The sequence below is a fragment of the Sphingomonas sp. R86520 genome (assembly GCF_042466285.1).
Classification (GTDB): domain Bacteria; phylum Pseudomonadota; class Alphaproteobacteria; order Sphingomonadales; family Sphingomonadaceae; genus Sphingomonas.
The window spans coordinates 2,281,434-2,303,675 of sequence record NZ_JAXHBZ010000001.1 but is presented as its reverse complement, the minus strand read 5'-3'; the positions used below and the strand labels follow the sequence as shown (position 1 = coordinate 2,303,675).

The 22,242-nt window shown below is 64.3% G+C and carries 20 protein-coding genes; 8 read left to right on the top strand and 12 right to left on the bottom strand.

From position 1 onward, the window contains the following. Positions 1-3: 3 nt before the first annotated feature. Together xth and SJY41_RS10495 are read left to right on the top strand one after the other, a co-directional pair. The gene (gene xth, locus SJY41_RS10500; RefSeq protein ID WP_380781481.1) at positions 4-774 is read left to right on the top strand and encodes an exodeoxyribonuclease III; all 771 of its coding nucleotides are present in this window, start codon (positions 4-6) and stop codon (positions 772-774) included. An 11-nt stretch (positions 775-785) separates the two neighbouring features. Continuing rightward, positions 786-1,583 (top strand): transporter, encoded by a 798-nt coding sequence (locus SJY41_RS10495; RefSeq protein ID WP_380781479.1) that lies wholly within the window; start codon positions 786-788, stop codon positions 1,581-1,583. 94 nt (positions 1,584-1,677) lie between these two features. On the opposite strand, the gene SJY41_RS10490 is transcribed toward SJY41_RS10495, so the two are convergent. Further along, positions 1,678-2,829, bottom strand: coding sequence for an N-acetyltransferase (locus SJY41_RS10490; protein WP_380781477.1), 1,152 nt, complete (start codon positions 2,827-2,829; stop codon positions 1,678-1,680). A 200-nt stretch (positions 2,830-3,029) separates the two neighbouring features. Between SJY41_RS10490 and SJY41_RS10485 the strand changes: the two genes are divergently transcribed. Then, positions 3,030-4,133: a fatty acid desaturase family protein gene (locus SJY41_RS10485; RefSeq protein ID WP_380784109.1), complete on the top strand. Its 1,104-nt coding sequence runs from the start codon at positions 3,030-3,032 to the stop codon at positions 4,131-4,133. A gap of 40 nt (positions 4,134-4,173) precedes the next feature. Here the strand turns inward: SJY41_RS10485 and SJY41_RS10480 are convergent, their stop codons facing one another. The 7 genes from SJY41_RS10480 to murC all read right to left on the bottom strand — a co-directional run bounded on the left by SJY41_RS10480 (position 4,174) and on the right by murC (position 9,150). Then, positions 4,174-4,923 (bottom strand): hypothetical protein, encoded by a 750-nt coding sequence (locus SJY41_RS10480; RefSeq protein ID WP_380781475.1) that lies wholly within the window; start codon positions 4,921-4,923, stop codon positions 4,174-4,176. Continuing rightward, positions 4,920-5,690: an alpha/beta hydrolase family protein gene (locus SJY41_RS10475; protein WP_380781474.1), complete on the bottom strand. Its 771-nt coding sequence runs from the start codon at positions 5,688-5,690 to the stop codon at positions 4,920-4,922. The genes SJY41_RS10480 and SJY41_RS10475 overlap by 4 nt, the downstream gene beginning before the upstream one ends. A gap of 20 nt (positions 5,691-5,710) precedes the next feature. Next, positions 5,711-6,646 carry an alpha/beta fold hydrolase gene (locus tag SJY41_RS10470; RefSeq protein ID WP_380781472.1) on the bottom strand — a complete coding sequence of 312 codons (936 nt, stop codon included), beginning with the start codon at positions 6,644-6,646 and terminating at the stop codon, positions 5,711-5,713. Beyond that, positions 6,643-6,852, bottom strand: coding sequence for a helix-turn-helix transcriptional regulator (locus SJY41_RS10465; protein ID WP_380781470.1), 210 nt, complete (start codon positions 6,850-6,852; stop codon positions 6,643-6,645). Before SJY41_RS10465 ends, SJY41_RS10470 begins: the two co-directional genes overlap by 4 nt. Continuing rightward, the gene (locus SJY41_RS10460) at positions 6,849-7,253 is read right to left on the bottom strand and encodes a hypothetical protein (protein ID WP_380781468.1); all 405 of its coding nucleotides are present in this window, start codon (positions 7,251-7,253) and stop codon (positions 6,849-6,851) included. The genes SJY41_RS10465 and SJY41_RS10460 overlap by 4 nt, the downstream gene beginning before the upstream one ends. A 192-nt stretch (positions 7,254-7,445) precedes the next feature. Beyond that, positions 7,446-7,700, bottom strand: coding sequence for a DUF6356 family protein (locus SJY41_RS10455; RefSeq protein WP_380781466.1), 255 nt, complete (start codon positions 7,698-7,700; stop codon positions 7,446-7,448). A gap of 25 nt (positions 7,701-7,725) precedes the next feature. Next, positions 7,726-9,150, bottom strand: a complete 1,425-nt coding sequence (gene murC / locus SJY41_RS10450; RefSeq protein WP_380781464.1) for a UDP-N-acetylmuramate--L-alanine ligase — start codon at positions 9,148-9,150, stop codon at positions 7,726-7,728. 52 nt (positions 9,151-9,202) lie between these two features. Here murC and SJY41_RS10445 point away from each other — a divergent pair, with 52 nt between their 5' ends. From SJY41_RS10445 to SJY41_RS10430, 4 genes are all read left to right on the top strand, one after another. Next, on the top strand, positions 9,203-10,018 hold the full coding sequence (locus SJY41_RS10445) for an LD-carboxypeptidase (RefSeq protein WP_380781462.1): 816 nt from the start codon (positions 9,203-9,205) through the stop codon (positions 10,016-10,018). 240 nt (positions 10,019-10,258) lie between these two features. Further along, positions 10,259-12,250: a threonine--tRNA ligase gene (gene thrS, locus SJY41_RS10440; protein ID WP_380781460.1), complete on the top strand. Its 1,992-nt coding sequence runs from the start codon at positions 10,259-10,261 to the stop codon at positions 12,248-12,250. A 100-nt stretch (positions 12,251-12,350) separates the two neighbouring features. Continuing rightward, positions 12,351-12,881, top strand: a complete 531-nt coding sequence (gene infC / locus SJY41_RS10435) for a translation initiation factor IF-3 (RefSeq protein ID WP_031396176.1) — start codon at positions 12,351-12,353, stop codon at positions 12,879-12,881. A gap of 519 nt (positions 12,882-13,400) precedes the next feature. Further along, positions 13,401-16,328: a TonB-dependent receptor gene (locus SJY41_RS10430; protein ID WP_380781458.1), complete on the top strand. Its 2,928-nt coding sequence runs from the start codon at positions 13,401-13,403 to the stop codon at positions 16,326-16,328. A 151-nt stretch (positions 16,329-16,479) separates the two neighbouring features. Here SJY41_RS10430 and SJY41_RS10425 read toward each other — a convergent pair whose 3' ends face one another. Next, a complete protein-coding gene (locus SJY41_RS10425) occupies positions 16,480-19,227 on the bottom strand; it encodes a [protein-PII] uridylyltransferase (RefSeq protein WP_380781456.1) in 2,748 nt (915 codons plus the stop codon). A gap of 91 nt (positions 19,228-19,318) precedes the next feature. Between SJY41_RS10425 and SJY41_RS10420 the strand changes: the two genes are divergently transcribed. After that, a complete protein-coding gene (locus SJY41_RS10420; protein WP_380781454.1) occupies positions 19,319-20,608 on the top strand; it encodes a homoserine dehydrogenase in 1,290 nt (429 codons plus the stop codon). Between the two features lie 285 nt (positions 20,609-20,893). On the opposite strand, the gene SJY41_RS10415 is transcribed toward SJY41_RS10420, so the two are convergent. From SJY41_RS10415 to SJY41_RS10405, 3 genes are read right to left on the bottom strand one after another with little or no spacing between them, the layout of a single operon-like run. Then, entirely contained in the window at positions 20,894-21,304 is a 411-nt protein-coding gene (locus SJY41_RS10415) for a hypothetical protein (RefSeq protein ID WP_380781452.1), read from the bottom strand. A gap of 10 nt (positions 21,305-21,314) precedes the next feature. Then, positions 21,315-21,650 (bottom strand): hypothetical protein, encoded by a 336-nt coding sequence (locus SJY41_RS10410; protein ID WP_380781451.1) that lies wholly within the window; start codon positions 21,648-21,650, stop codon positions 21,315-21,317. 55 nt (positions 21,651-21,705) lie between these two features. Further along, positions 21,706-22,137 carry a CoA-binding protein gene (locus SJY41_RS10405; protein WP_380781449.1) on the bottom strand — a complete coding sequence of 144 codons (432 nt, stop codon included), beginning with the start codon at positions 22,135-22,137 and terminating at the stop codon, positions 21,706-21,708. Between the last annotated feature and the right edge of the window lie 105 nt (positions 22,138-22,242).

The following is a 22,242-nucleotide window of genomic DNA, read 5'->3' as shown; positions in this document are numbered from 1 at the left end:
GGCATGAAAATCGTCACGTACAACGTCAACGGCATCAAGGCGCGACTGCCCCGCCTGATCGAATATCTCACCGAAGAACAGCCCGACATCGTCTGTCTCCAGGAGCTGAAGTCGAGCGACGAGACCTTCCCGATCGCCGATATCGAGGCGGTCGGCTATGGGGCGGTGTGGCACGGTCAGAAGGCTTGGAACGGCGTCGCGATCCTCGCCAAGGGTCGCACGCCCGAAGTGCGCCAGCGCGGACTCGAAGGCGAACCCGAGGACGAGCACAGCCGCTACATCGAGGCGAACGTCGACGGCCTGATCGTCGCCGCGCTCTACCTGCCCAATGGCAATCCGCAGCCGGGGCCTAAGTTCGACTATAAACTCCGCTGGATGGACCGCCTCGCGACCCGCGCGCGCGTCCTGCTCGCCGAGGAAGTGCCGGTGGTATTGGCGGGCGATTACAATGTCATCGCCAATGACGACGACACCTATTCCGTCCGCGCTATGCAGGACGATGCGCTGATGCAGCCCGAAAGCCGCGAGCATTACCGCGCACTGGTCGCGCAAGGCTGGACCGATGCACTTCGCACGCAGTTCCCAAAGGGCGGTGTGTGGACGTTCTGGGATTATCAGGCCGGTGCGTGGCAGCGCGACACCGGGTTCCGCATCGATCACCTGCTGCTCAGCCCGCAAGCCGCCGACCGCATGATCGATGCCGGCGTCGACAAGGCGTACCGCGGCCGCGAGAAGGCCAGCGATCACGCGCCAACCTGGGTGCGGCTGCGATGAAGGCGTATGGCATGAGAAAGACACTGGGGATCACGCTGCTATCGCTCGCTGCGCTGCAGGCGGCGAGTGCCAGTGCGCAGGATCGCGAATATTGCCCCGAACGGCCCGGCATCGATACGCCTGCCTGCACGATGGCAAAAGGTCGCGTGTCGGTCGAGACGTCGATCGCCGACTGGACGCGCGACGATCAGCCCGGTTCGCGCGACGATAACATCCTGTTCGGCGACACGCTGGTCCGCGTCGGCGTCAGCGACACGATCGAGGCGCGCATCGGCTGGACGCCGTTCGGGCATGATCGGATGCGCGATTCGACCGGTGTCGATTCGGTGAACGGTGTTGGCGACGTGTCGCTCGGGCTCAAGGCAAACCTCCATAATCCGGACGGCGCTGGTTTCTCGGTCGCGGTACTGCCCTATGTCACGCTGCCGGTTGGCCGTTCGCAGATCGGTGCGGGCGATTGGGGCGCAGGGTTCCTGATCCCCGTCACGTACGAAATTTCCGATACCGTATCGCTCGATCTCAGTCCCGAGATCGACGCCGCGGTCGACGAGGACGGCAATGGCCGGCATCTGGCCTACAGTGCCGCCGCGGGTCTGGCGGTAAAGCTAAACAAGGACTTCACGCTCACCGGCGAAGTGCAGGCGCTGCGCGACGACGATCCCGAAGAACACGCGACGCAGACGCTGGCGGCGCTGTCACTGGCATGGTCAGCGACCGACGACCTGCAGTTCGACGTGTTCGGCGCCGCGGGGCTGAACGATCACACGCCCGACGCGCGCGTCTATGCCGGGGTCTCACGGAGGTTCTAGAGGCTGGTCGGACTGCTCCTGCCTCGGGAGCGGTGGTGACGTTCAAGATCCAGCCCCGATCATCCTCCGCTTGCCGGGGAGGATAGCGTACCCGCTACAGCGTCCGCTCGTACACCTGATACACCTTGTTCATCCGGCTCTCGATGGTCTCGGCGATCGAGCGCATCCCCTGATTGTCGTCGAGGATCCAGCCGATCTCTGCGCGCTTCGCGTCGTAATGCTCGACCGATGCACGGCGGATATATTCGATCATCATAAAGGCCAGCTGGCTCGCCATCCGCGACGCCTGCAATTCCTTGACGACACCCATCAACGGCACGCGCACCGTCCGCACCTTGGGTTTACGTAGCCACCACAACAGCTTGATCCAGCCGAACGGAAGCAGGTTGCCGTTCAGCGGCTTAATCGCCTCGTTCAGGTCGGGGAGCGTGATCATGAAGGCGACGGGCTTGCCGTCCAGTTCGGCGATGCGGATCAGGTCGTTGAACACGATCGGCTTCAGCTTGACGCCGACGTCCTTGATCTCGGGCGGGGTCAGCGGGACGAAACCCCAATTGTCCCGCCACGCATCGTTGAGGATCGCGAGGATGATCGCCGCCTCTTCCTCGAACTTGGACTTGTCGACGTTGCGGATGGTGATCCGGTCGTTCTTCTCGCCCGATTTGATGATGCGCTGGACGATCGGCGGGAACTGCTTCGTGACGTCGACCTCGTAAGTCATCAACTGCTTGATCGGCATATAGTTTGCCCGTTCGATCCAGCCGCGATATTCGCGCTTGGCATGGCCCATCATGATCGTCGGGGAATGGTCATAGCCGTCGATCAGCAGGCCCGGCTCTTCCCAGATCGACATGCTGATCGGTCCGAGCGCGCGGGCCATGCCCTGTTCGCGCAGCCATGCCTCCGCCCGATCGAGCAGCGCCTGGAAGATGTCCTGTCGCTCGGCCTCCATCAGGCCCCATTGGCCGACACCGGGGCCGAACCCCTGCTCGGGCGGCATCGTCAAGGCGAGCGTATCGATATGCGCCGAGATGCGCCCGACGACGCGGCCATCCTCTTCGGCCAGGAACAGCTGCCCCTTGGCATGGCTGAACCAGCCATTCTTCTCCGGCGTAATCAACCCGAGCGCTTCCGATTTCAGCGGCGGTACCCAATGAGGGTCGTCGGCATACAGCCGGAACGGCAGATCGACGAAGATCTTGCGATCCTTCTTGGTCTCGACCGGTCGGATGATGAGATTGGCCATGTGTCGTTCCTGAATACGCAGTCGATCGTATCTAGCCAGCAAGGCACGCAAAGGCGAGTGGCAGCTACGTCGTCATCGGCGGCATGCCGACACCATCGCTTCAGCCGGTCACGGTGATCGACTTTACTTCCCGGCGCGACGGCGCCCGCAACCTGTAAATGCCACGCTACGGCCACTATCTTCGGGCAATGCACATGCCCATGGATACCTCGCTCAGCCTCGCTCGCGGCACGGCCGCTCCAGCTTCCGTCGCGCCGATCGTCGGTGCCGGCATGGTCCGTGTGGCCGACGACAAGGCGATGCTGCGTGCCGCAGCGGATCTGACGCGCGACCTCGTGAAGCCGCGCCCGGCAATCTATTGGGCCGATCTGATCGGATCGATGGCGGTCGGCTATGGTGCGCTCGTCGTGGCGGCCACGGCCGACTCGACCGCGCTTGCTGTCGTTGCCGCGATCGCATCGATCCTCGGCCTGTACCGCGGGCTGAGCTTCATCCATGAAGTCAGTCACATGAAGCATGCATCGGTGCCGAACTTCCGGCTTGGCTGGAACATGCTGGTCGGCGTGCCGATGCTGACCCCGTCGTTCATGTACGAAGGCGTGCACAACCTGCACCACGCCAAGACGCGGTACGGAACCGTCGAGGATCCCGAATACCTGCCGCTCGCGCTGATGAAGCCGTGGACGTTGCCGCTGTTCATCGTCGTCTCGGCATTGGCGCCGATCGCGCTGCTGGTGCGGTTTGCGATCCTGTCGCCGCTGTCGCTGCTCTCGCCGAAACTTCGGACAATGGTCGTGGAGCGCTATTCGGCACTCGCGATCAACCCGCAATTCCGCCGTCGCAGTCCTGAGGGTGAGGCGAAGACTTACTGGAACCGCCTGGAGATCGCGGCCAGCCTGTGGGCGATCACGCTGATCGGCATTACCGTCACGGGCGTGCTGCCGATGCGAGCATTCTTGACGATCCTTGGCGTGGCGTCCGCATTCGCCGTGCTCAATCAGGTTCGCACGCTGGTTGCGCATCTCTGGGAGAATGACGGCGAGCCGATGACTGTGACGGCGCAGTATCTCGATACCGTCAACGTTCCGCCGCCAGCCCTTCTGCCTGCGCTGTGGGCGCCGGTCGGCTTGCGCTATCACGCGCTGCATCATCTGCTGCCAGGGTTGCCTTACCATGCGTTGGGCGAGGCCCATCGCCGGATCTCTGCGGAACTCGACGCGCTGTCGCCCTATCACAAGGCGAGCTATCCGGGTCTGCCGGGACTGGTAAGCAAGATCGCTCGCAGCACGATGGTTCGTCGCTGAGATACTAACCAGGCGGGGGCGCACCTACCGCCTGGGTTTTCTACTTGGTGGTGTCGAACTGCCTTAGCGCGGTAACCGCATTCCGTCCGACATCGCTCGTCGGAGCAAGCCGCGCCGCCGTTCCCCACGCTTCCCGCGCCGCCGCTTCGTCGCCCGAGCGCGCGGCAATGTTACCAGCTTCCAGTTGCACCGAGGCATCGTCCGCGGAGCGCTTCAGGGCCTCGGCGATGTCCGAGCGCGCGCGGGGTAGATTGTCCATCCGCCGGGCGAGCGTGGCGGACAAAAGCCAGGCGAGCGGATCGTCGCCGGCTGTCGTCAGGGCGAGATCGAGGTCCCCGCGCGCAGCGTCCAGATCACCCGCGGCTACCAGCGCCCGCGCATGATCGAGTTGCGCCTCGCCCAGCGGCAGTCCGGTCAGCGAGCCCGCCACGAGCGCCGCGTCGAGCGCGACGCGCGCCTTGGCCGGCTGACCCGCCGCTAGCCAGGCATTCCCGGCCTGCGCCCAGTAGTTCGCGGCACGGTCGTCCTTCGCCACCTGTGCCTCGCGCGCCGCCTCTTCGAACTCGGCCGCGGCCGACGGCCAGTTCTTCTCGGCGGAAAACGCCAGGCCGGCGCATTGTCGCGCGAAATACCGACCCCCGCTGATCCGCCACCGGCCCGCTTCGGCGCGTGCGGCGGCGGGATCGGTCTGCGTCAGTTCAACGCATCGTGCGAACCGATCTCCGCGGGGATCCACGGGGCCGGCGGCGGCGGAAGCCTGTGCGGCGGCAAGCAATAGGGTCAGGATCATAGTGCGGCGATCACATCCTCGACCGCCCGGATGATGAGTGCGATGTCGCTATCGCGCGACAGGCGGTGGTCACCGTCCTTGACCAGCCACGTCTGCACGTCGGCTGAACGCAACAACTCCGCCAGCCGTGCGGTACGGTGCCACGGGACGTCCGGGTCACGCTGGCCCTGGACCAGGCGGACCGGTCCGTCGAACGCGATCTCCCCGAACATCAGCCGATTGGCCTCGCCCGAGGACCAGAAGCCACGGGTATAGACGGTCGGGTTCGGGCCATAGGGGTTCTTGCGTTCGATCCGGCCATTGCTCAGCAGCGCCATCTTTTCGTCGGTGGTAAAGCCCCAGTCGGTGAAGTCGGGCGCTGGCGCGATGCCCACCAGCGCCTTGACCAGGTCGGGCCGGAGCTTCGCCGCCAGCAGCATGAGCCACCCGCCCATCGACGATCCGACGAGGATGGCCCCGTCGTCGTCGACCAGCGCATCGAGCATCGCCAGCACATCGTCGCGCCAGTCGACCAGCGTCTGATCCTCGAACGCGCCTTCACTCTGTCCGCAGCCGCCATAATCGAACCGCAGGAACGGGCGGCCCTCGGACTTCGCCCAAGCCTCCAGCGTGACCGCCTTGGTGCCCATCATGTCCGACGCATACCCCGACAGGAACACGATCGTCGGGCCCGTGACGCCTTCGGCAGCAGGCGTATGATGATAGGCGAGGCGAGGCCGCTCCTTGGCAGGAGGCGTGGGTACAGGCGGCGTGGCGGTGTCGGTCATGCCGTCACCTTAGCGAGCACTCAGCGCTGTAGAAAGTCGTCCAGTGCCGCCTGGAACGCGGCAGGCTGATCGAGCATCACGAAATGCGCGGCGTCGCCGATATCGACGTAGGTCATGTGCGGCGCGCTCGCATAGGCCTTGCGGTACAGCGCATCGGCGACGGGCTTGGTCGGGCCGGCGACGTTCCACGGATAGACCAAGGTGATCGGCGCTGCGATCGATGCCATCGCCGGGCGCAGATCGGTGGTCATGTCCTCGTACATCGCTTGCGCCGAAACGCGCGCATCCGCCTTCGCCATCCATCCCGCAACCGTCGTGCGCGACGTGGGCTTGAGCGCCATCCGCGCCGCCATCGCTCCGGTCACCACGGGGTTCGCCGGCTGGCCATAGGCAGCCGCCATCCCGCCTCGCATTGCCTTGGCCTGCGGTTCGAGCGCCGCCACGGTCGCGCCGGGCGCGAAGATCTCACCGATATAGGGCAGCGAATCGACGATCATCAGCTTGCCGACATCGGCCGAATGCGCCTTGGCGAGCATCAGCGCGACCAGCCCGCCCATCGAATGTCCGACGACGGCCGGCGTGCCGAGTTTTGATCCGATGACAAGCGTATGGAGATCGGCGACGATCCCGTCGAGGATACCGGGCGCGAGGTTCGCACGCGGATCGTCGCCGCCAAAGCCGTTGACCTGAACGATATACACCCGGTGCGACTTGGCGAGCGCAGGCACGACGCCTGCCCAGACCGCGCGCGGCGAGGAAAGTCCTGGGATCAGGATCACCGGCGCGCCCTTGCCCGCCGTTTGCACCGAAATATGCGCCATCTGCGTCTCGACCGCGTCGACTCGCATGGCGGGCGCTGGCACGGGCGCGACTTGAGCGTCGCTCGCGCCCGGATCCAGGACGATCAGCAGCGTGACGGCGGTGGCCACAAGGCGGGCTTTGAGATGCGAAATCATGTCACGGGCTCCTTCGATGGACTGGTGAAGATGTCTTCGATGGCGAGGTCGAACAGTTCGGCAATCTTGAACGCCAGCGGCAGCGATGGATCGTACCGCCCCGTCTCGATCGCGTTAACGCTCTGCCGCGAGACTTCGAGGCGGTCGGCCAGGTCGCCCTGGCTCCAGTCCCGCTCGGCACGCAGCACTTTCAGGCGGTTCTTCATGCCTCGTGCGGTTTCGTCAGCGCGTTCATGCAACTGCCGAACCCGAGCCCGGCGAACCACAGCACCGCGATGTAATAGGATTCGATGTGGCCGACGAGGTCGAACGCCTCGAGAAATCCCCAGGCCGTCGCGATGCTCAACGCGAAGCCGCTGGCGTAAAGCGTCTGGCGGATCGTCAGCATGCGGACATATTCGTCCGTCTCCTCGATCAGGTAGCGGCCGATCGCGAAGAACACGCCGATGATCGGCAGCGCTGGCAGGATCGCCACCAGATACGCCAGCGACCCGCTCAGCAGGTGCCGGTCGAAGCTGTAGACGACCGCCATCAGGATCGCTGCGTAGATGAGCATCAGGATGATTACGCGTCGGTTGTAGCGGCGTATCGCCGGACTCTTGGTCATGGAAAGCTCCCTTTCGAATCAGTAAAGGATGCTTGTCTAAAAATGTGCATTTTGTCAATGGCGCTTTACAAGGTGTAGCGCCCGCTTGTTCTATGGACGTGCAGGAGCACCCCAAGAGCAAACGCGCTCTTGGCCTAACCCTGCCTAACCTTCTTTTTGGATCGAGCGCTTCCGCAGCCCGCCGGACACGCGTCAGATGATGAATTCGACCGTCTTCATCTGCACCTGATCGGCTGCCACGGCGCCGCGCTTCAGGACCATCTGGCGGTGCAGTTCGGCGACCGTGTCGCTCCCGCGTGTCTTGCACAGCGCCGGTACGAACGCATGAACCAGCGCGCCCAACCCGCCGACGATCATCGTCATGCCGAAGCGTCCGGCGACGCCGAAATGCTCGGCATAGCTTTCGCCGACGGTTGTGGGATGATCGAGGAACAGGCGGCGGAACATGAGCGGTCTCCTGGTTCTGCGTATATCAGCGAGCGGCCAGCGCGTCGACCATGCCTGCCGCCAATGCGCTAAGCGTATCGTCACGCGCGCCCATGACGACGATCCGGTCGCCCGGCCGCGCTTCGGCGACTAGCGCCGCGGCGGCGTCCGCACGGTCGACGATGTACCGCGCATCGCGCCCGGCGGCGGCGATCTGCGCGACGATGTCGGCGCTGGTGACCTCCCGGCTGACGGTGCCGCCGTAATAGGCGGGGTCCGGCAGGATCAGCACATCGTCCGTCGCCATCCGCTCGACGAAGGTGGCGACGAGCTCGCGCCCCATCACCTTCAATGGCCCATAGCCGTGCGGCTGGAACAACAATAACAGCCGCCCCGGAAAGGCATGGAGCGTATCCAGCGTCGCGGCGATCTTGTCCGGATTGTGCCCGAAATCGTCGATCACCGCGATCCCGCCTGCCTCGCCGACCAAGTCGAACCGGCGACGCAGGCCGGTGAACCCCGCGATCGCCTTCACCGCATCGGCAAGCGAAACATCCGCCGCCATCGCCGCCCCGATCGCCGCCAGCGCGTTCGACACGTTATGCCGCCCCGGCACCGCCAGCTTCACCGGGGTTCGTACACCCCGCGAGACGATGTCGAAACGGATCGCGAACGGCGCTGGCTGCAAATTCTCAGCTCGCAGGTCGGCCGACGCATCGATCGCGAACGTCGTGACCCGCCCGCGCGGCAGGCGTGAAGCAAGCGCGGCGGCATCCGGATCGTTGGCGTTCACCACCGCGGTCTCGGCCTTGGCGATGAAGTCCCCGAACAGCACCCGCAGTTCCTCCAGCGACTTGTGATCGAGGCTGACGTTGTTCAGCACCGCAATCTTGGGCGCATAGCCCGCGATCGACCCGTCGCTCTCGTCCACCTCGCTGACGAACGCCTCGCCCTCGCCGACCAGCGCGCTCGCGAACGGCGCATCGGGGCTCGCGAAGTTCTTCATCACCGCGCCGTTCATCACCGTCGGATCGCGGCCCACGGCGTGCAGGATCCAGCCGATCATGCCGGTGACGGTCGACTTGCCGCTCGTGCCCGCCACGCCGATCGGCAACCGGCTGTCGTTGAACAGCGACGCCAGCATCGCCGCGCGGGTAGAGCGAGCGCAGCCGAGTGCCTCCGCTGCGATCATGTCGGGCACGCTCGCCTCGATCGCGGCGGAGGCGATCACGAGCTGGTCCGCCGAAACGATGCCGCTGCCATCCTGCGGGAACAGCGCGACGCCCTTGGCGGCGAGGTCGTCGAACTTGGCGGGCACGCGTCCCTGGTCGAGATTGCGGTCGGAGCCTGCGACGGTCGCGCCGCGCCCCGCGAGGATCATCGCGAGCGGCATCATGCCGCTGCCGCCGATGCCGACGAAGAAACAGGGCCGGTCGAACGAGGGGGCGAATGAGGGTTTGCCGATATCCATGACGCCGCGATATGGGCGGTTTGGTAACGGGGCAAGGTCGGGAACACGAACAATGCGCATCGGTGTGCTCGCCGCGTCGAGCCGGGCCAACCCCGCGGCGATCGCCAGGATCACCGCCTACGCGGCGACCGCGTTTCCGGAAGTGGAACTCGTTTTCCACCCGCAATGCCTGGAAACCGACGGCCATTTCGCCGGCTCGGACTTCCGGCGTGCGGCGGCGTTTCTCGAATATGCCAATGATCCGGCGTTCGACGCGCTCTGGTTCCTGCGCGGCGGCTACGGCGCCAACCGCATCCTCGCGATGGTCATGCCCGAACTTGGCCGTGCGGCGCGCCACAAGACGTATCTCGGTTATTCCGACGTCGGCTTCCTGCTCGGCGCGCTCTACGCCCGACGGATCGGGCGGCCCGTGCACGGTCCGATGGTCAGCGACGTCAACCGGCACGACGGCGAGGCAACGGTGGCGCGCTCGCTGGGCTGGTTGGCGCGCGGCGACCGGGCAGGGCTGGAGCCCGGCCTCGACGGACACCCGTCCGCGGCCTTCAACCTCAGCATCCTGACCTCCCTGATCGGTACGCCGTGGCTGCCCGACCTCACCGACCATGTGCTGATCGTCGAAGAGGTGTCGGAGGCGATGTACAGTATCGACCGGATGCTCTTCAAACTCGCCAATGCGACGCAGTTGAAGGGTATCGCCGGGCTGAGGCTGGGCGCCGTGACGGCGGTGCAGGAGAACGATCCGCCCTGGGGCGAGACGCTCGACTATATGATGGTCCGCTGGAGTCGCGACATGGGCGTACAGTATCTTGGTCGCGCGGAGATCGGCCACACGCAGGCGAACCACGTGGTGCCGTTCGGCATGGCGTGACGTTCGCACGCGCAGCGGCGGAACTATCCACGCGGTCACCCGCCCGCGTCCGTCACCCCAGCGGAAGCTGGGGTATCCCCGTCGGTGGGCGCTTCGGCCCGAACCGGAAGATCCCAGCTTTCGCTGGGATGACGGAGTAATTGTCGAAACGCCGCTCATGGTGGCTCCGGCGAAGCGGGTTGCCTATATAGGCAGTGCGACGGCATAAGCCGCGCTCTTCCAAGTACGAGAAAGTCCTCCATGTCCGCCATGTTCCGCATTACGCTGCCCGACGGTTCCGTCCGCGAGGTTGCGCCCGGGACTACGCCCGCAGACGTCGCCGCAGCGATCGGCCCCGGCCTCGCCAAGGCCGCGCTCGCCGCGCGCATCGACGGGCAGGTGCGTGATCTCAACCGGCCATTCGAGGGCGATACCGCGCTCGCGCTGGTGACCGCGCGCGACGAGGCGGATGCGCTCGAACTCGTCCGCCACGATCTCGCGCACGTCATGGCCGAAGCGGTCCAGCATCTGTTCCCAGGCACGCAGATCACGTTCGGTCCCGCGACCGACGACGGTTTCTACTACGACTTCGCACCAAAGGACCGCCCGTTCACCGACGAGGACCTGCCCGCGATCGAAGCCGAGATGCGCGCGATCATCGCCCGGAACGAGCCGTTCCTGCGCGAGGTCTGGTCGCGCCAGCAGCTGATCGATCGCTGGACGCAGCAGGGCGAGAGCTTCAAGGCCGAATGGGCCGCCGAACTGCCCGAGGGCGAGGAACTGACGATCTACCGTCAGGGCGAGTGGCTCGACATGTGCCGTGGGCCCCATATGGCATCGACCGGCAAGCTCGACCCCGCCGCCTTCAAGCTGACGCGCGTGAGTGGAGCCTATTGGCGCGGCGACCAGAAGAACGCGATGCTGTCACGCATCTACGGCACAGGCTGGCTCAACAAGAAGCAGCTCGACCAGCATCTCTTCCGTCTCGAGGAAGCCGCCAAGCGCGATCACCGGAAGATCGGCGCGGAGATGGACCTGTTCCACCTTCAGTCGGAGGCGCAAGGCTCGGTGTTCTGGCACCCCAAGGGTTTCGTGCTCTGGCGCCAGCTCGAGGCGTATATGCGCCGCCGCCTCGATGCCGCGGACTATGCCGAGGTGAAGACCCCGCAGCTGATGGATGCCAAGCAGTGGGAGCAGTCCGGCCACTGGGGTAAGTACCGCGAGAACATGTTCGTCGTCCCCGACGAGATCCCCAACGTCGAGGACGAGGGCGCGATCCTGTCGGGCAAGGGCGACCTGATGGCGCTCAAGCCGATGAACTGCCCGGCGCACGTCCTGATCTTCAAGCAGGGGATCAAGTCGTACCGCGACTTGCCGATCCGGATGGCCGAGTTCGGGTGCTGCCACCGCAACGAGCCGCACGGCGCGCTGCACGGCATCATGCGCGTCCGCCAGTTCACGCAGGACGATGCGCATATCTTCGTCCGCGAGGATCAGCTGGTCGAGGAAGTCCGCAAATTCTGCGAGCTGCTCGACAGCGTCTATAAGCACCTCGGCTTCGAGGACTACGCGGTGAAGCTGGCGCTGCGCCCCGACAACCGGTTCGGCGACGACGCGATGTGGGACAAGGCCGAGGCGGAACTGCGCCAAGCGGTGATGCAGTCGGGGCTGAGCGACACGATCAAGGCGAACTTCGAGGAACTGCCGGGAGAGGGGGCCTTCTACGCGCCGAAGCTCGAATTCCACCTGACCGACGCGATCGGTCGGACGTGGCAGGTCGGCACGATCCAGTCCGACCGCGTGCTGCCCGAGCGGCTCGATGCGTCGTATGTCGGCGCGGATGGTGAGCGGCATCGCCCGGTAATGCTTCACCGCGCGATCCTCGGTACGTTCGAGCGCTTCATCGGCATCCTGATCGAGCATCATGCCGGCCGCTTCCCGCTCTGGCTGGCGCCGGTGCAGGTGGTGGTGGCGACGATCGTGTCGGACGCCGACGATTATGCGCATGAGGTCGCCGCGACGTTGCGCAAGGCCGGGCTCCGCGTCGAGACCGACCTGCGCAACGAGAAGATCAACTACAAGGTGCGCGAGCATTCGCTGGCCAAGGTGCCGCTGCTGTTCGTGGTCGGCAAGCGCGAGGCGGACGAGGGCACCGTCGCGATCCGCCGTCTTGGCAGTCAGGGCCAGGAGATGATGTCGGTCGGCGACGCGGCCGGACGGGTTGCGATCGAGGCTCGCGCACCCGATATGTGATCCAACGGGGCCGGCTTTTCGCGTGGACGTTTCTGCGCTATAGGCCGGCCCAAATACTTCGTCAGAAACTTCAGGAGCAAACCCCATACGTCCTCCCACGATGCGCCGGCCGATGCAGACGCCCGCAATGAACGGCCCGCGATTCAACGAATTCATCCAGAGCCAGAAGGTCCGCGTGATCGATCACGAGGGCGAGAATCTGGGCGTGATGTACACGCGCGAAGCGATCGAGCAGGCAGCCGAGCATGGCCTCGACCTGGTCGAGGTGTCGCCTAACGCCGATCCGCCCGTCGCCAAGTTCCTCGATGTCGGCAAGTTCAAGTACGAGGCGCAGAAGAAGGCGAACCTCGCACGCAAGTCGCAGAAGACGCAGGAGATCAAGGAGATCAAGATGCGTCCGAACATCGACGACCATGACTACGACACGAAGATGAAGAAGGTGAACGACTTCATCGGCGAGGGCGACAAGGTCAAGATCACGCTGCGCTTCCGCGGTCGCGAACTCAGCCACGGCCAGCTTGGCATGAACCTGTTGAAGCGTGTTCAGGACGACGTCGCGGAGATCGCCAAGATCGAGGCGTATCCGCGCATGGAAGGCCGTCAGATGCTGATGGTGCTGGCACCGAAGTAATGGCGCGGCGGCTCAGGCCGCAACTACGGGAATGGAAGGCTGGTTGGTCCTGAACGGGCCGGCCGGCCTTTTTTGCGTTCGGAGTCGTACTGGCAGAGCTACGATCTCGCATCTTTCGATCGGCCGGCAACCCTAGGACCTATTTTCGCTCCTGGTACCTCATCGTCGCCACTGCACCCATAGGCGTCCACGAGGGCGCGATCATACCGCGACCTGGGTATCCGACGTTCCGCGAACGTCTCTTCACCGTCAGGGCGATCGCCGCCCCTATCATCGCCACACGCACTCTCGGCGGCGTCCTGCGCAATCGAGGCGACGATGCCTGCACGCCGATGTCCGAAACAGTTGCAATTCGAAACTAGGGTTTGTCGGCTGTCGCTCTGTGGCGGTTTGGAGACACAATGTTCAAAAATATGTTTCCGTATGCGGAAATCACTAGACGTACAGGGCTGAATATCTCTACCTATCGGCCAAACCATAAGTTCGAAAACATTCGAACGCTACAGGGAGAGAATGCCGATGCGTATGATCGCATATCTGTTGTCCGCCGCTGCGACCACGGCCATCGCCGCTCCGGCGTTTGCCCAGCAAGCGACCACGACGGTCGAAGCTCAGACGTCGCCGTCGCAGGGAACGGCCAATGCATCGGTAGCCGGACAGACCAATAACGCGACGGACGCCGACACGACTCGCGCGGCCAGTGCCAGTGCCAGCGCGGCGGAAGATGAGGGGCGGAATGCGAGCGACATCGTCATCACCGCCACCCGTCGATCGGAGCGTTTGTCGAACGTCCCGATCGCTGTCTCGGCAGTCGGTCAGGAAGCCCTGCAGAATTCGGGGGGCAGCGACATCCGGTCGCTCAACCAGTTGGCGCCATCGCTGCTGATCTCCTCCACGGGCAACGAATCCAACGCATCGGCGCGTATCCGCGGCATCGGCACGGTCGGCGACAACCCTGGCCTTGAGAGTTCGGTCGCGGTCTTCATCGATGGCGTCTATCGCAGCCGTACCGGCGTCGGCCTGAACGAGCTCGGCGAAATCGACCGGGTCGAGGTTCTGCGCGGGCCGCAGGGCACCCTGTTCGGTCGCAACGCATCGGCCGGCCTGATCAACATCATCACCCGCTCGCCTGAGTTCGACTGGCACGGCAACGCCGAGGCGACCTATGGTAATTACGACCAGAAGCGCCTTGCCGGCGGCATCACCGGACCGCTGATTGCCGACAAGCTCGCCTTTCGCCTCGACGGCGTTTACGTAAATCGCGACGGTTTCTACAAGAACGTCACCGCCGCCAACGGCAGCGAGAGCCGCGTCAACGACCGCGATCGTTATTTCGTCCGCGGCCAGTTGTTGTTCAAGCCGACCGATACCCTGAGCTTCCGCCTGATCGGCGACTATTCGCACCGCAAGGAAAGCTGCTGCGGCGCGGTCTATTACAACCAGGTCGAGACGACCGACCCGACCGCGAACGCAGCCGGCGTCGCGCCGTTCTTCGCCACGGTCAACACCGACGGCGCAGTCACGAACAACACGACGAACCGCATCGTCGACATCCTGCGTCGCCAGGGTGCGGTGTTCCCGCTGGCCGGCAACACGCCCGATCCGTACAGCCGTGAGGTCGCCGTCACGCCGGGCCAGACGTATCGGAACCTGACCAAGGATTACGGTGGTTCGTTGCAGGCCGATTGGGATCTGGGCGGCGCTACCTTCACCTCGATCACGGCGTACCGCGAGTACAAGTCGGGCAATGCGAGTGATATCGACTATACCAACATCGATCTGACCCACCGTGCCGACGACGGCAACGCGTATCGTCAGTTCAAGACCTTCACGCAGGAAGCGCGCCTGCAGGGCTCGCTGTTCAACGACAAGCTCGACTGGTTGGTCGGCGGCTTCTATTCGAACGAGAAGCTGAAGCTCGTCGACAACGCGTCGTTCGGTGCGCAATACGGGCAATTCGCCGCCTGCCGCCTCGTCGCGACGGTCAGCCCCAACGTCGCCCTGCAGAACCAGAACAACCCGGGTTGCTTGAGCGCCGCCGGACGGGCGACGCTGAATGGTGCGTTCGGTGCGTTTGCGGGTCCTCTGATCACGTCGGCGCTCGACCGTCTGACCGGTGGCGTCGGCCTGGGCGGCGGCGTGAACAGCGTCGGCGACGCGGGCTCGATCTACCGGCAGAAGAGTGAGAATTATGCGTTCTTCACGCACAACATCCTGCACTTGACCGATACGTTGTCGCTGACCGGTGGTCTTCGCTACACGCACGAAACGAAGAAATTCAGCGCCAAGTTCAACAACAACAATACCGTCTGCCCGATTCAGCAGGCCGCTCTGGCACCGCTGACCATGTCGCAGAGCGGCGCAACCGCGTTCGCGCAGGGCATCGTCACGCTGACGTGCACGGGCAATTCCAGCCCGGCGCTGAACGCGCTCAATCTCAATGATAGCTTTGGCGACGGCGAGTTTACCGGCACGGCAGTCCTGTCATGGAAGCCGTTCACGAAGTTGCTGACCTATGCGTCCTACGCCAAGGGCTACAAGGCCGGTGGTTACAACCTTGATCGTTCGGATCTGGGCGGTGTCAACGGCGTGCTGTCGGCGCGAACCAATGCCGATGCAGCGGGCCTGCGCTTCAACGCCGAGAAGGTGAACAATTACGAGGTCGGTGCGAAGTTCAATACGCGCGGCTTCACCTTCAACGTTGCCGCGTTCCGCGAAGAATTCACCGACTTCCAGCTGAACACGTTCAACGGCTCGATCTTCGTCGTACAGAACATCGAAGCCTGTAAGGACAATCTGAACGGCCTCGACACCGACAACGGGTTCAACCCAGTCACCGGTGCGCAGACCGGCACGTGCCCCACGAACCGGTCGAAGAAGCCAGGCGTGATTTCGCAGGGTGTTGAACTGGAAGCGACGATGTCGCCGATCAAGCAGGTCACGTTTACGGCGGGCTACACTTATGCCGACACGCATTTCCGCAAGAACCTGATCGGCAGCTCGACGACCGGCGAGGCGCTCGATCGCGCGCTCTTCCTGCTTCCTGGCAGCCAGTTGTCGAATGCACCCAAGAATGTCGTCACCACGTCGTTCGCCTGGACGCCGGATATCGGCTCAAACGGGATGTCGGGGTTGTTCTATGTCGATAGCCGCCTGACCTCGGACTATAATACGGGTTCCGATCTGGCGCCGGAGAAGAAGCAGGACGGCTTCGCGCTCGTCAATGCGCGCGTTGGCCTGCGTGGCAAGGACCAGGCCTGGGCATTGGAGTTCTGGGCACAGAATGTGTTCAACAAGAACTACATCCAGGTCGCGTTCAACACGCCGTTCCAAGGTGCGGGATCGTCCGCGAACGTGGCGCGCTTCGGCGGTACCGGCAACGCGCTGTATTCGGCATTCCTCGCCGAGCCGCGGACCTATGGCCTGACCCTGCGTTCGCGCTTCTGATCTAGGCAACTACGCAAACAAAGCCGGTCCACATTTTGGTGTGGGCCGGCTTTCGTGCGCTTGCAGCGGTGCTGCGGTGTGTCCGGGGTGCCGCGGAAACTCATAGTACGAGCCGCCCCATTGCGGCGTGTTTAGGTCCTCCGGTTCGGTCTTACGCCGCCAGATCGATCTCTTCGCCTGCCGCCGCGGCGAGCAATCGCCGCTCGAGCGTGCGTAGCCTAGCGGGCGCGGTAATGCGATCACCGGTCAGGTCGGTGATATAGAACGTATCGACCGCGCGCTCGCCGTAGGTCGCCACGTGTGCGGAGTGGATAGTCACCTTCGACTGGAACAGCGCATTGGCGAGTCGATTGAGCAGCGCAGGGCGATCCCGTGCGTTCACCTCCACTACGGTAAAGCGGTTCGAAGCCTTGTTGTCGACCAGGGCATTGGGCACGATGTCGAAGGCTTCGGCCCGCGTCCTTGGAAGCGGCTTGGCGACGAGCCGGTCGGCGAGTTTGCCGCGGTTCGCAAGCGCATCCTCGATCGCCGTCTTGAGCCGCAGGAGCTGACCGGTCTCGTCAAAGGGCCGGCCGAACGGATCCTGAACCAGGAAGTTGTCGACCGCCATGCCATCCCGCGTCGTATGGATGCGCGCATCGATGATGTTGCCACCGGCGACATGAATGGCGCCGGCGATACGGTAGAACAGGCCCGGATGATCGGCGGCGTAGATCGTCACCAACGTCGCGCCGCGACCGGGATAGACATGCGCGTCGATCGCGAGTTGTGCATCGCCCGTGCTCGCCAGGAACCGTGCATTGTGCACCAGCACGTCCTCCGGCTCGGCGATCCAATACGCTTCGGGCAACCGGCGAACCAAAGTCGCGAACGTCTCTTCGTTCCAGCCGAGTTCGTCGCGCAGGCGCGACTGCTTTGCCGCGATCCGTTCGGCACGTCCCTTCTGCTTGTGGCCGAGCCGCAAAACCTCTTCCGCCGCCTCGTAAAGGTCGCCGAGCAACTGGCGTTTCCACCCGTTCCATACGCCGGGACCGACCGCGCGAATATCGACGATCGTCAACAAGAGCAGCAGGCGCAGCCGTTCCGGACTCTGTACCACGTCGCAAAAGTCGAGAATCGTCTTGAAGTCGCTCAGGTCGCGCTTGAACGCGGTCGCCGACATCAGCAGATGCCAGCGTACCAGCCAGGCAACGGTCTCGGTTTCCGCCGGCGTCAGTCCGAACCGGGGGCAGAGCCTTTGCGCCACCTCCGCACCGAGAATCGAATGATCACCGCCGCGACCCTTGGCGATATCGTGCAACAATACCGCCACGTACAGGGCGCGCCGCGATACGATCTGTTCGAAGATCGCACTGGCCAGCGGATGGTCGTCCTTGAGTTCGCCGCGCTCGATCCGCGCTAGGAGGCCGATAGCGCGGATCGTGTGCTCGTCCACCGTGTAGTGGTGATACATATCGAACTGCATCTGCGCGACGACGCGCGCGAAATCGGGCACGAAACGACCGAAGACGCTCGCCTCGTTCATCCAGCGAAGCACCAGTTCGGGATCGCGCGGCGATGTCAGCACGTCGAGGAACAAGGCGTTTGCGGTAGGGCTGGCGCGAACGTCGTCGACCAGCTTCGCGTCCCGCGCCGCAGCCCGCATGGCGAGCGGGTGGATCTCCACACCATGCTTGTCGGCAAGCTGAAAGATCTCGATCAGGCGCTCGGGCTCGGCCTGAAAAAAATCGTCGCTGGGAAGCGCTAGGCGGCCGCGATCGAGTACGAAACCGTTCAGCTTGCGCGGCGAACGGCGGATCGTCGGCAAGCCGAAGCGCCGTCCTCGGGCAGCGAACTTCTCGTCGAGATGTGCAAGGAAGACGCCACTGAGCGTGCCGACGGTTTTGGCCTGCAGGAAGTAGAATTGCATGAACCGCTCGACCTTCGATTTGCCCGGACGGTCGGAAAAGCGCATCCGGTCCGCGATCTCGCGTTGCAGGTCGAAGGTCAGGCGATCCTCGGCACGGCCGGTGATGCTGTGCAGGTGGCAGCGCACGGCCTGAAAGAAATTATCGGCGCGGTGGAACAGGCGGTATTCGGCCTTGGTGAATAGTCCGACCTCGACCAGTTCGGCGGCGCGCTGGACGTCGTAGATGTATTTGCCAATCCAAAAGAGAGCGTGAAGATCGCGCAGGCCGCCCTTGCCCTCCTTGATGTTGGGTTCGACGACGTAGCGCGTGTCGCCCATCTTCTTGTGGCGGGCGTCGCGTTCGGCAAGCTTGTCGGCGATGAAGGTACGCGCGGTATCGGCCTGGACCTCGGTCTTGAAGCGATGCGACGCCTGTTCGTAGAGTTCGGTATCGCCGCACACGTACCGCGCTTCGAGCAAAGCGGTACGGACGGTGACGTCGGCCTTGGCCTGGCGAACCATTTCGTCGAGCGAGCGGCTGGATTGGCCTAGCTTCAGGCCGAGATCCCAGAGCGCGTAGAGCATCGATTCGATGACGCGTTCGGCCCAGGCCACTTGCTTGCCGGGAGTGAGGAAGCCGATATCGACATCGGAATGGGGCGCCATCTCGGCGCGGCCATAGCCACCAACCGCGATCAACGTCAGCCGTTCACCGGACGTCGGATTGGGAAGCGGATAAAGTCGCTGAACGGTGAAGTCGAACAGCACCCGCAGCAACTGGTCGATCAGATACGCTTGAGCGCCGGCAGCCTCCAACCCGCGCGAGGGATGTTCGACCAACCTGCGTTCGACTTCGATCCGGCCGGTATCCAATGCGGCCTTGAGTATCCCGGTCGCGGCGCGACGCAGCATGACGGCGTCCTCGCCTTCCAGGGCGGCAATGGTTTCGGCGACCGCGCGACGATCAATTATCGTGCGACGGTTGGGAAGGTGATCGAAGCGGCCTGTCATAAGCGTCAGATAGGATGCAACGCGCTGATCGTCATCAGGATTGCGCAAACGCCCGGCGAAACGTAACCGGACGCCCGAGTGGAGGACGAAAATGAGCGAACCATTGCGCGTAGCCCTTGCGGGACTGGGTACCGTCGGCGGCGGAGTGATCCGGTTGCTCGATGCAAACCGTGAATTGATTGCGCGACGTGCCGGGCGCGAGATCGAGATCGTCGCGGTCTCTGCACGCGACCGGGGGAAGGATCGCGGCGTCGATCTGTCGCGCTTTGCATGGGTCGACGACACGACCGCGCTGGCGAAACAGCCGGGCGCGGACGTGGTGGTCGAGTTGATCGGTGGATCGGACGGTCCGGCGCTGACACTTGCTCGCGGCACGTTGGCGGCGGGGCGGCATTTCGTCACCGCGAACAAGGCGATGATCGCGCATCACGGACTCGAACTCGCGCAGGCCGCAGAGGCGGCGAGCGTTGCGATGAAGTTCGAAGCGGCGGTCGCTGGCGGCATTCCCGTCATCAAGGGGCTGCGTGAGGGCGCTGCGGCCAACGAGATCGCCCGGGTGTACGGCATCCTCAACGGCACCTGCAATTTTATCCTGTCGAAGATGGAATCGGAGGGCCGCGATTTCGCCGAGGTACTCGCAGAAGCGCAAGCGCTCGGATTTGCCGAGTCCGATCCGAGCTTCGACATCGATGGGGTGGATGCGGCCCACAAGCTGTCGATCCTTGCGGCGGTGGCGTTCGGCACGCAGCCCGCGTTCGACGACGTCGCGGTGAGCGGCATCCGGCACGTGCTGGGTGCGGACATCGCCGAGGCTGCGGCGCTCGGTTATCGCGTACGACTGTTGGGCTTGGCGGAAGCGGGCGCGGACGGACTGTTCCAGCGCGTACATCCGCATCTGGTACCGATCGATCACCCGTTGGCGCATGTCACGGGATCGCTGAACGCGGTAGTCGCGGAGGGCAATTTCGTCGGCCGGCTGCTGTTCCAGGGTGCGGGTGCGGGCGACGGCCCTACCGCCAGCGCGGTGGTGGCGGACCTGATCGATATCGCCCGCGGCGAGTTCGGGCCTCCGTTCGCAATGCCGGTCGCGTCGCTGGCGGCGGCTCCCAGGGCGGATAGCGGGGAGCGGCGAGGTCGGGCGTATCTACGGTTCACCGTGGCGGACCGGGTGGGCGTGCTGGCGGAAATCGCAGCAGCGATGCGCGATGCAGGTGTATCGATCGAGAGCCTGATCCAGCGCGGTGCGATCGCGGATGGCAGCGTATTGGTGGCGATCGTGACGCATGAGAGCCCCGAACGGTCGATCGCGCAGGCGCTGGAAAAGTTGCGCGGTTCCCAGAGCCTTGTGGGACAGCCGATGTGGATGCATATTCTGGACTGAGCGGGCAGGGGCTGCTTCGACGCTATGGGCTTAGCCGTTTAAGGGTCTGACGTCAGGACGGATCTGCAGTCCAGTGGCATATCAAGCCGCCTTGTTCTCCCGCGAAGGCGAGAGCCCAGCCACGGGCTCCGCTTTCGCGGCGGACACGGCCGTTCCTTCGCCGGGTGTGTCTCAAGCAGCGGCCGTCATCGAGTGTCGAAGCAAAAGTATCGGAAGCGACATGGCCAAACGGGCCTTTGCTGCTTTGGCGAGTGCGGACGGATACCCCTGAAGGGTCGATCTTCTCTAGTTCACGGTGCCGACTGGGCCGTCGAGATCGATCCGCACGCGGCCGGTCTTGTCGGGCTTCTTCGCAAGCGCGCTCTTGACGAGACCGACGGCGGCTTTGGCGATCGGTACGATCGGCGGGCCGAACCCGACCTGGCAACCGCGTTGGCTCGCCGCACAGGGCGTATTTGCCAGATTCAGCGCACGCTCAGCACTCAGTTCGGGATTGGAGGCGACCGCGTGGTCGGGCGGGCCACGATCGTCGCGCATCGGCAGCCGCGGGCTGCTTGTCGCAGGAGCGCCGCAGACGACGATCTCGTTCCCATCCTTCGACGCGGCGGCACAGGGATCGACCAGAATCGAGAAACGCTGCGGCACCGGGTCGGGCGTGGCCGCCTGGAGTAGCGCAGTCAGGAGTAGGGCGTACATCAGCGGCGCTCTATGGTGCAGGCTTGCGGAAAGACGTACCGCCTTCGCCGCCGACCGTCATGCTGACGCCGGCCATACCTCCGCCGACCTGAAACGGACCGAGATCGTCAAGCGGCGAGGTGCGGTTAAGCAGACGTGTTCGTTCGTTGTGAACAGTCTCATGTCGGGGATCGCCGGCATCATGCACCACGAAGGGGACACGGAACCGGTCGGCGGTTCGCATGCCGCAGACGGTGATGTCGGTTTCGTCAGCACGCTGTATACAGGGCTGCTCGGCAGCCATGCGCGCCCTGGCGGCAGCAATAAGCGGATCGTCGATCAGTATCGACAGCAGCATCGCGAGCATCAGCGCCTCCGGGATCGTGCCGCAGCGTGGCCGCGATTGCCCGGAACAGCAAGCGTCACTGCTCGATACGCGCGATACCAAGTCGAGGAATGTCGATCGCCGGGCAGCGATCCATCACGACCTGCAGGCCGGCGGCTTCGGCGCGCGCGGCCGCGTCTTCGTTCACCACGCCGAGTTGCATCCACACGGCCTTGGCACCCGCCGCGATCGCCTGGTCGACCGCTTCGCCGGCCGCCGCCGAGTTGCGGAAGATGTCGACGATATCGATCGGATCGCCCAGTTGCGACAGATCACGGAAGACGAATTCGCCGTGGATATGCTCGCCGGTGATTTGCGGATTGACCGGGATCACGCGGTAGCCGTGCGCCTGAAGCTTGGCCATCACACCGTAGGAAGGGCGGTCGGGACGGTCCGAAGCACCGATCAGCGCGATCGTGCGAGCGCCTTCGAGCAAGCTTTTGATGTCGGCATCGGCGGTCAATGGCATCGATGCTCTCCCAAAGTCACAATAATAGGAAAATCCTGGGCCGCTCGTACCGCGACTCTACGCGTCGGGTACGACCGGTAATCAGACAACGCCGATACTGCCCGC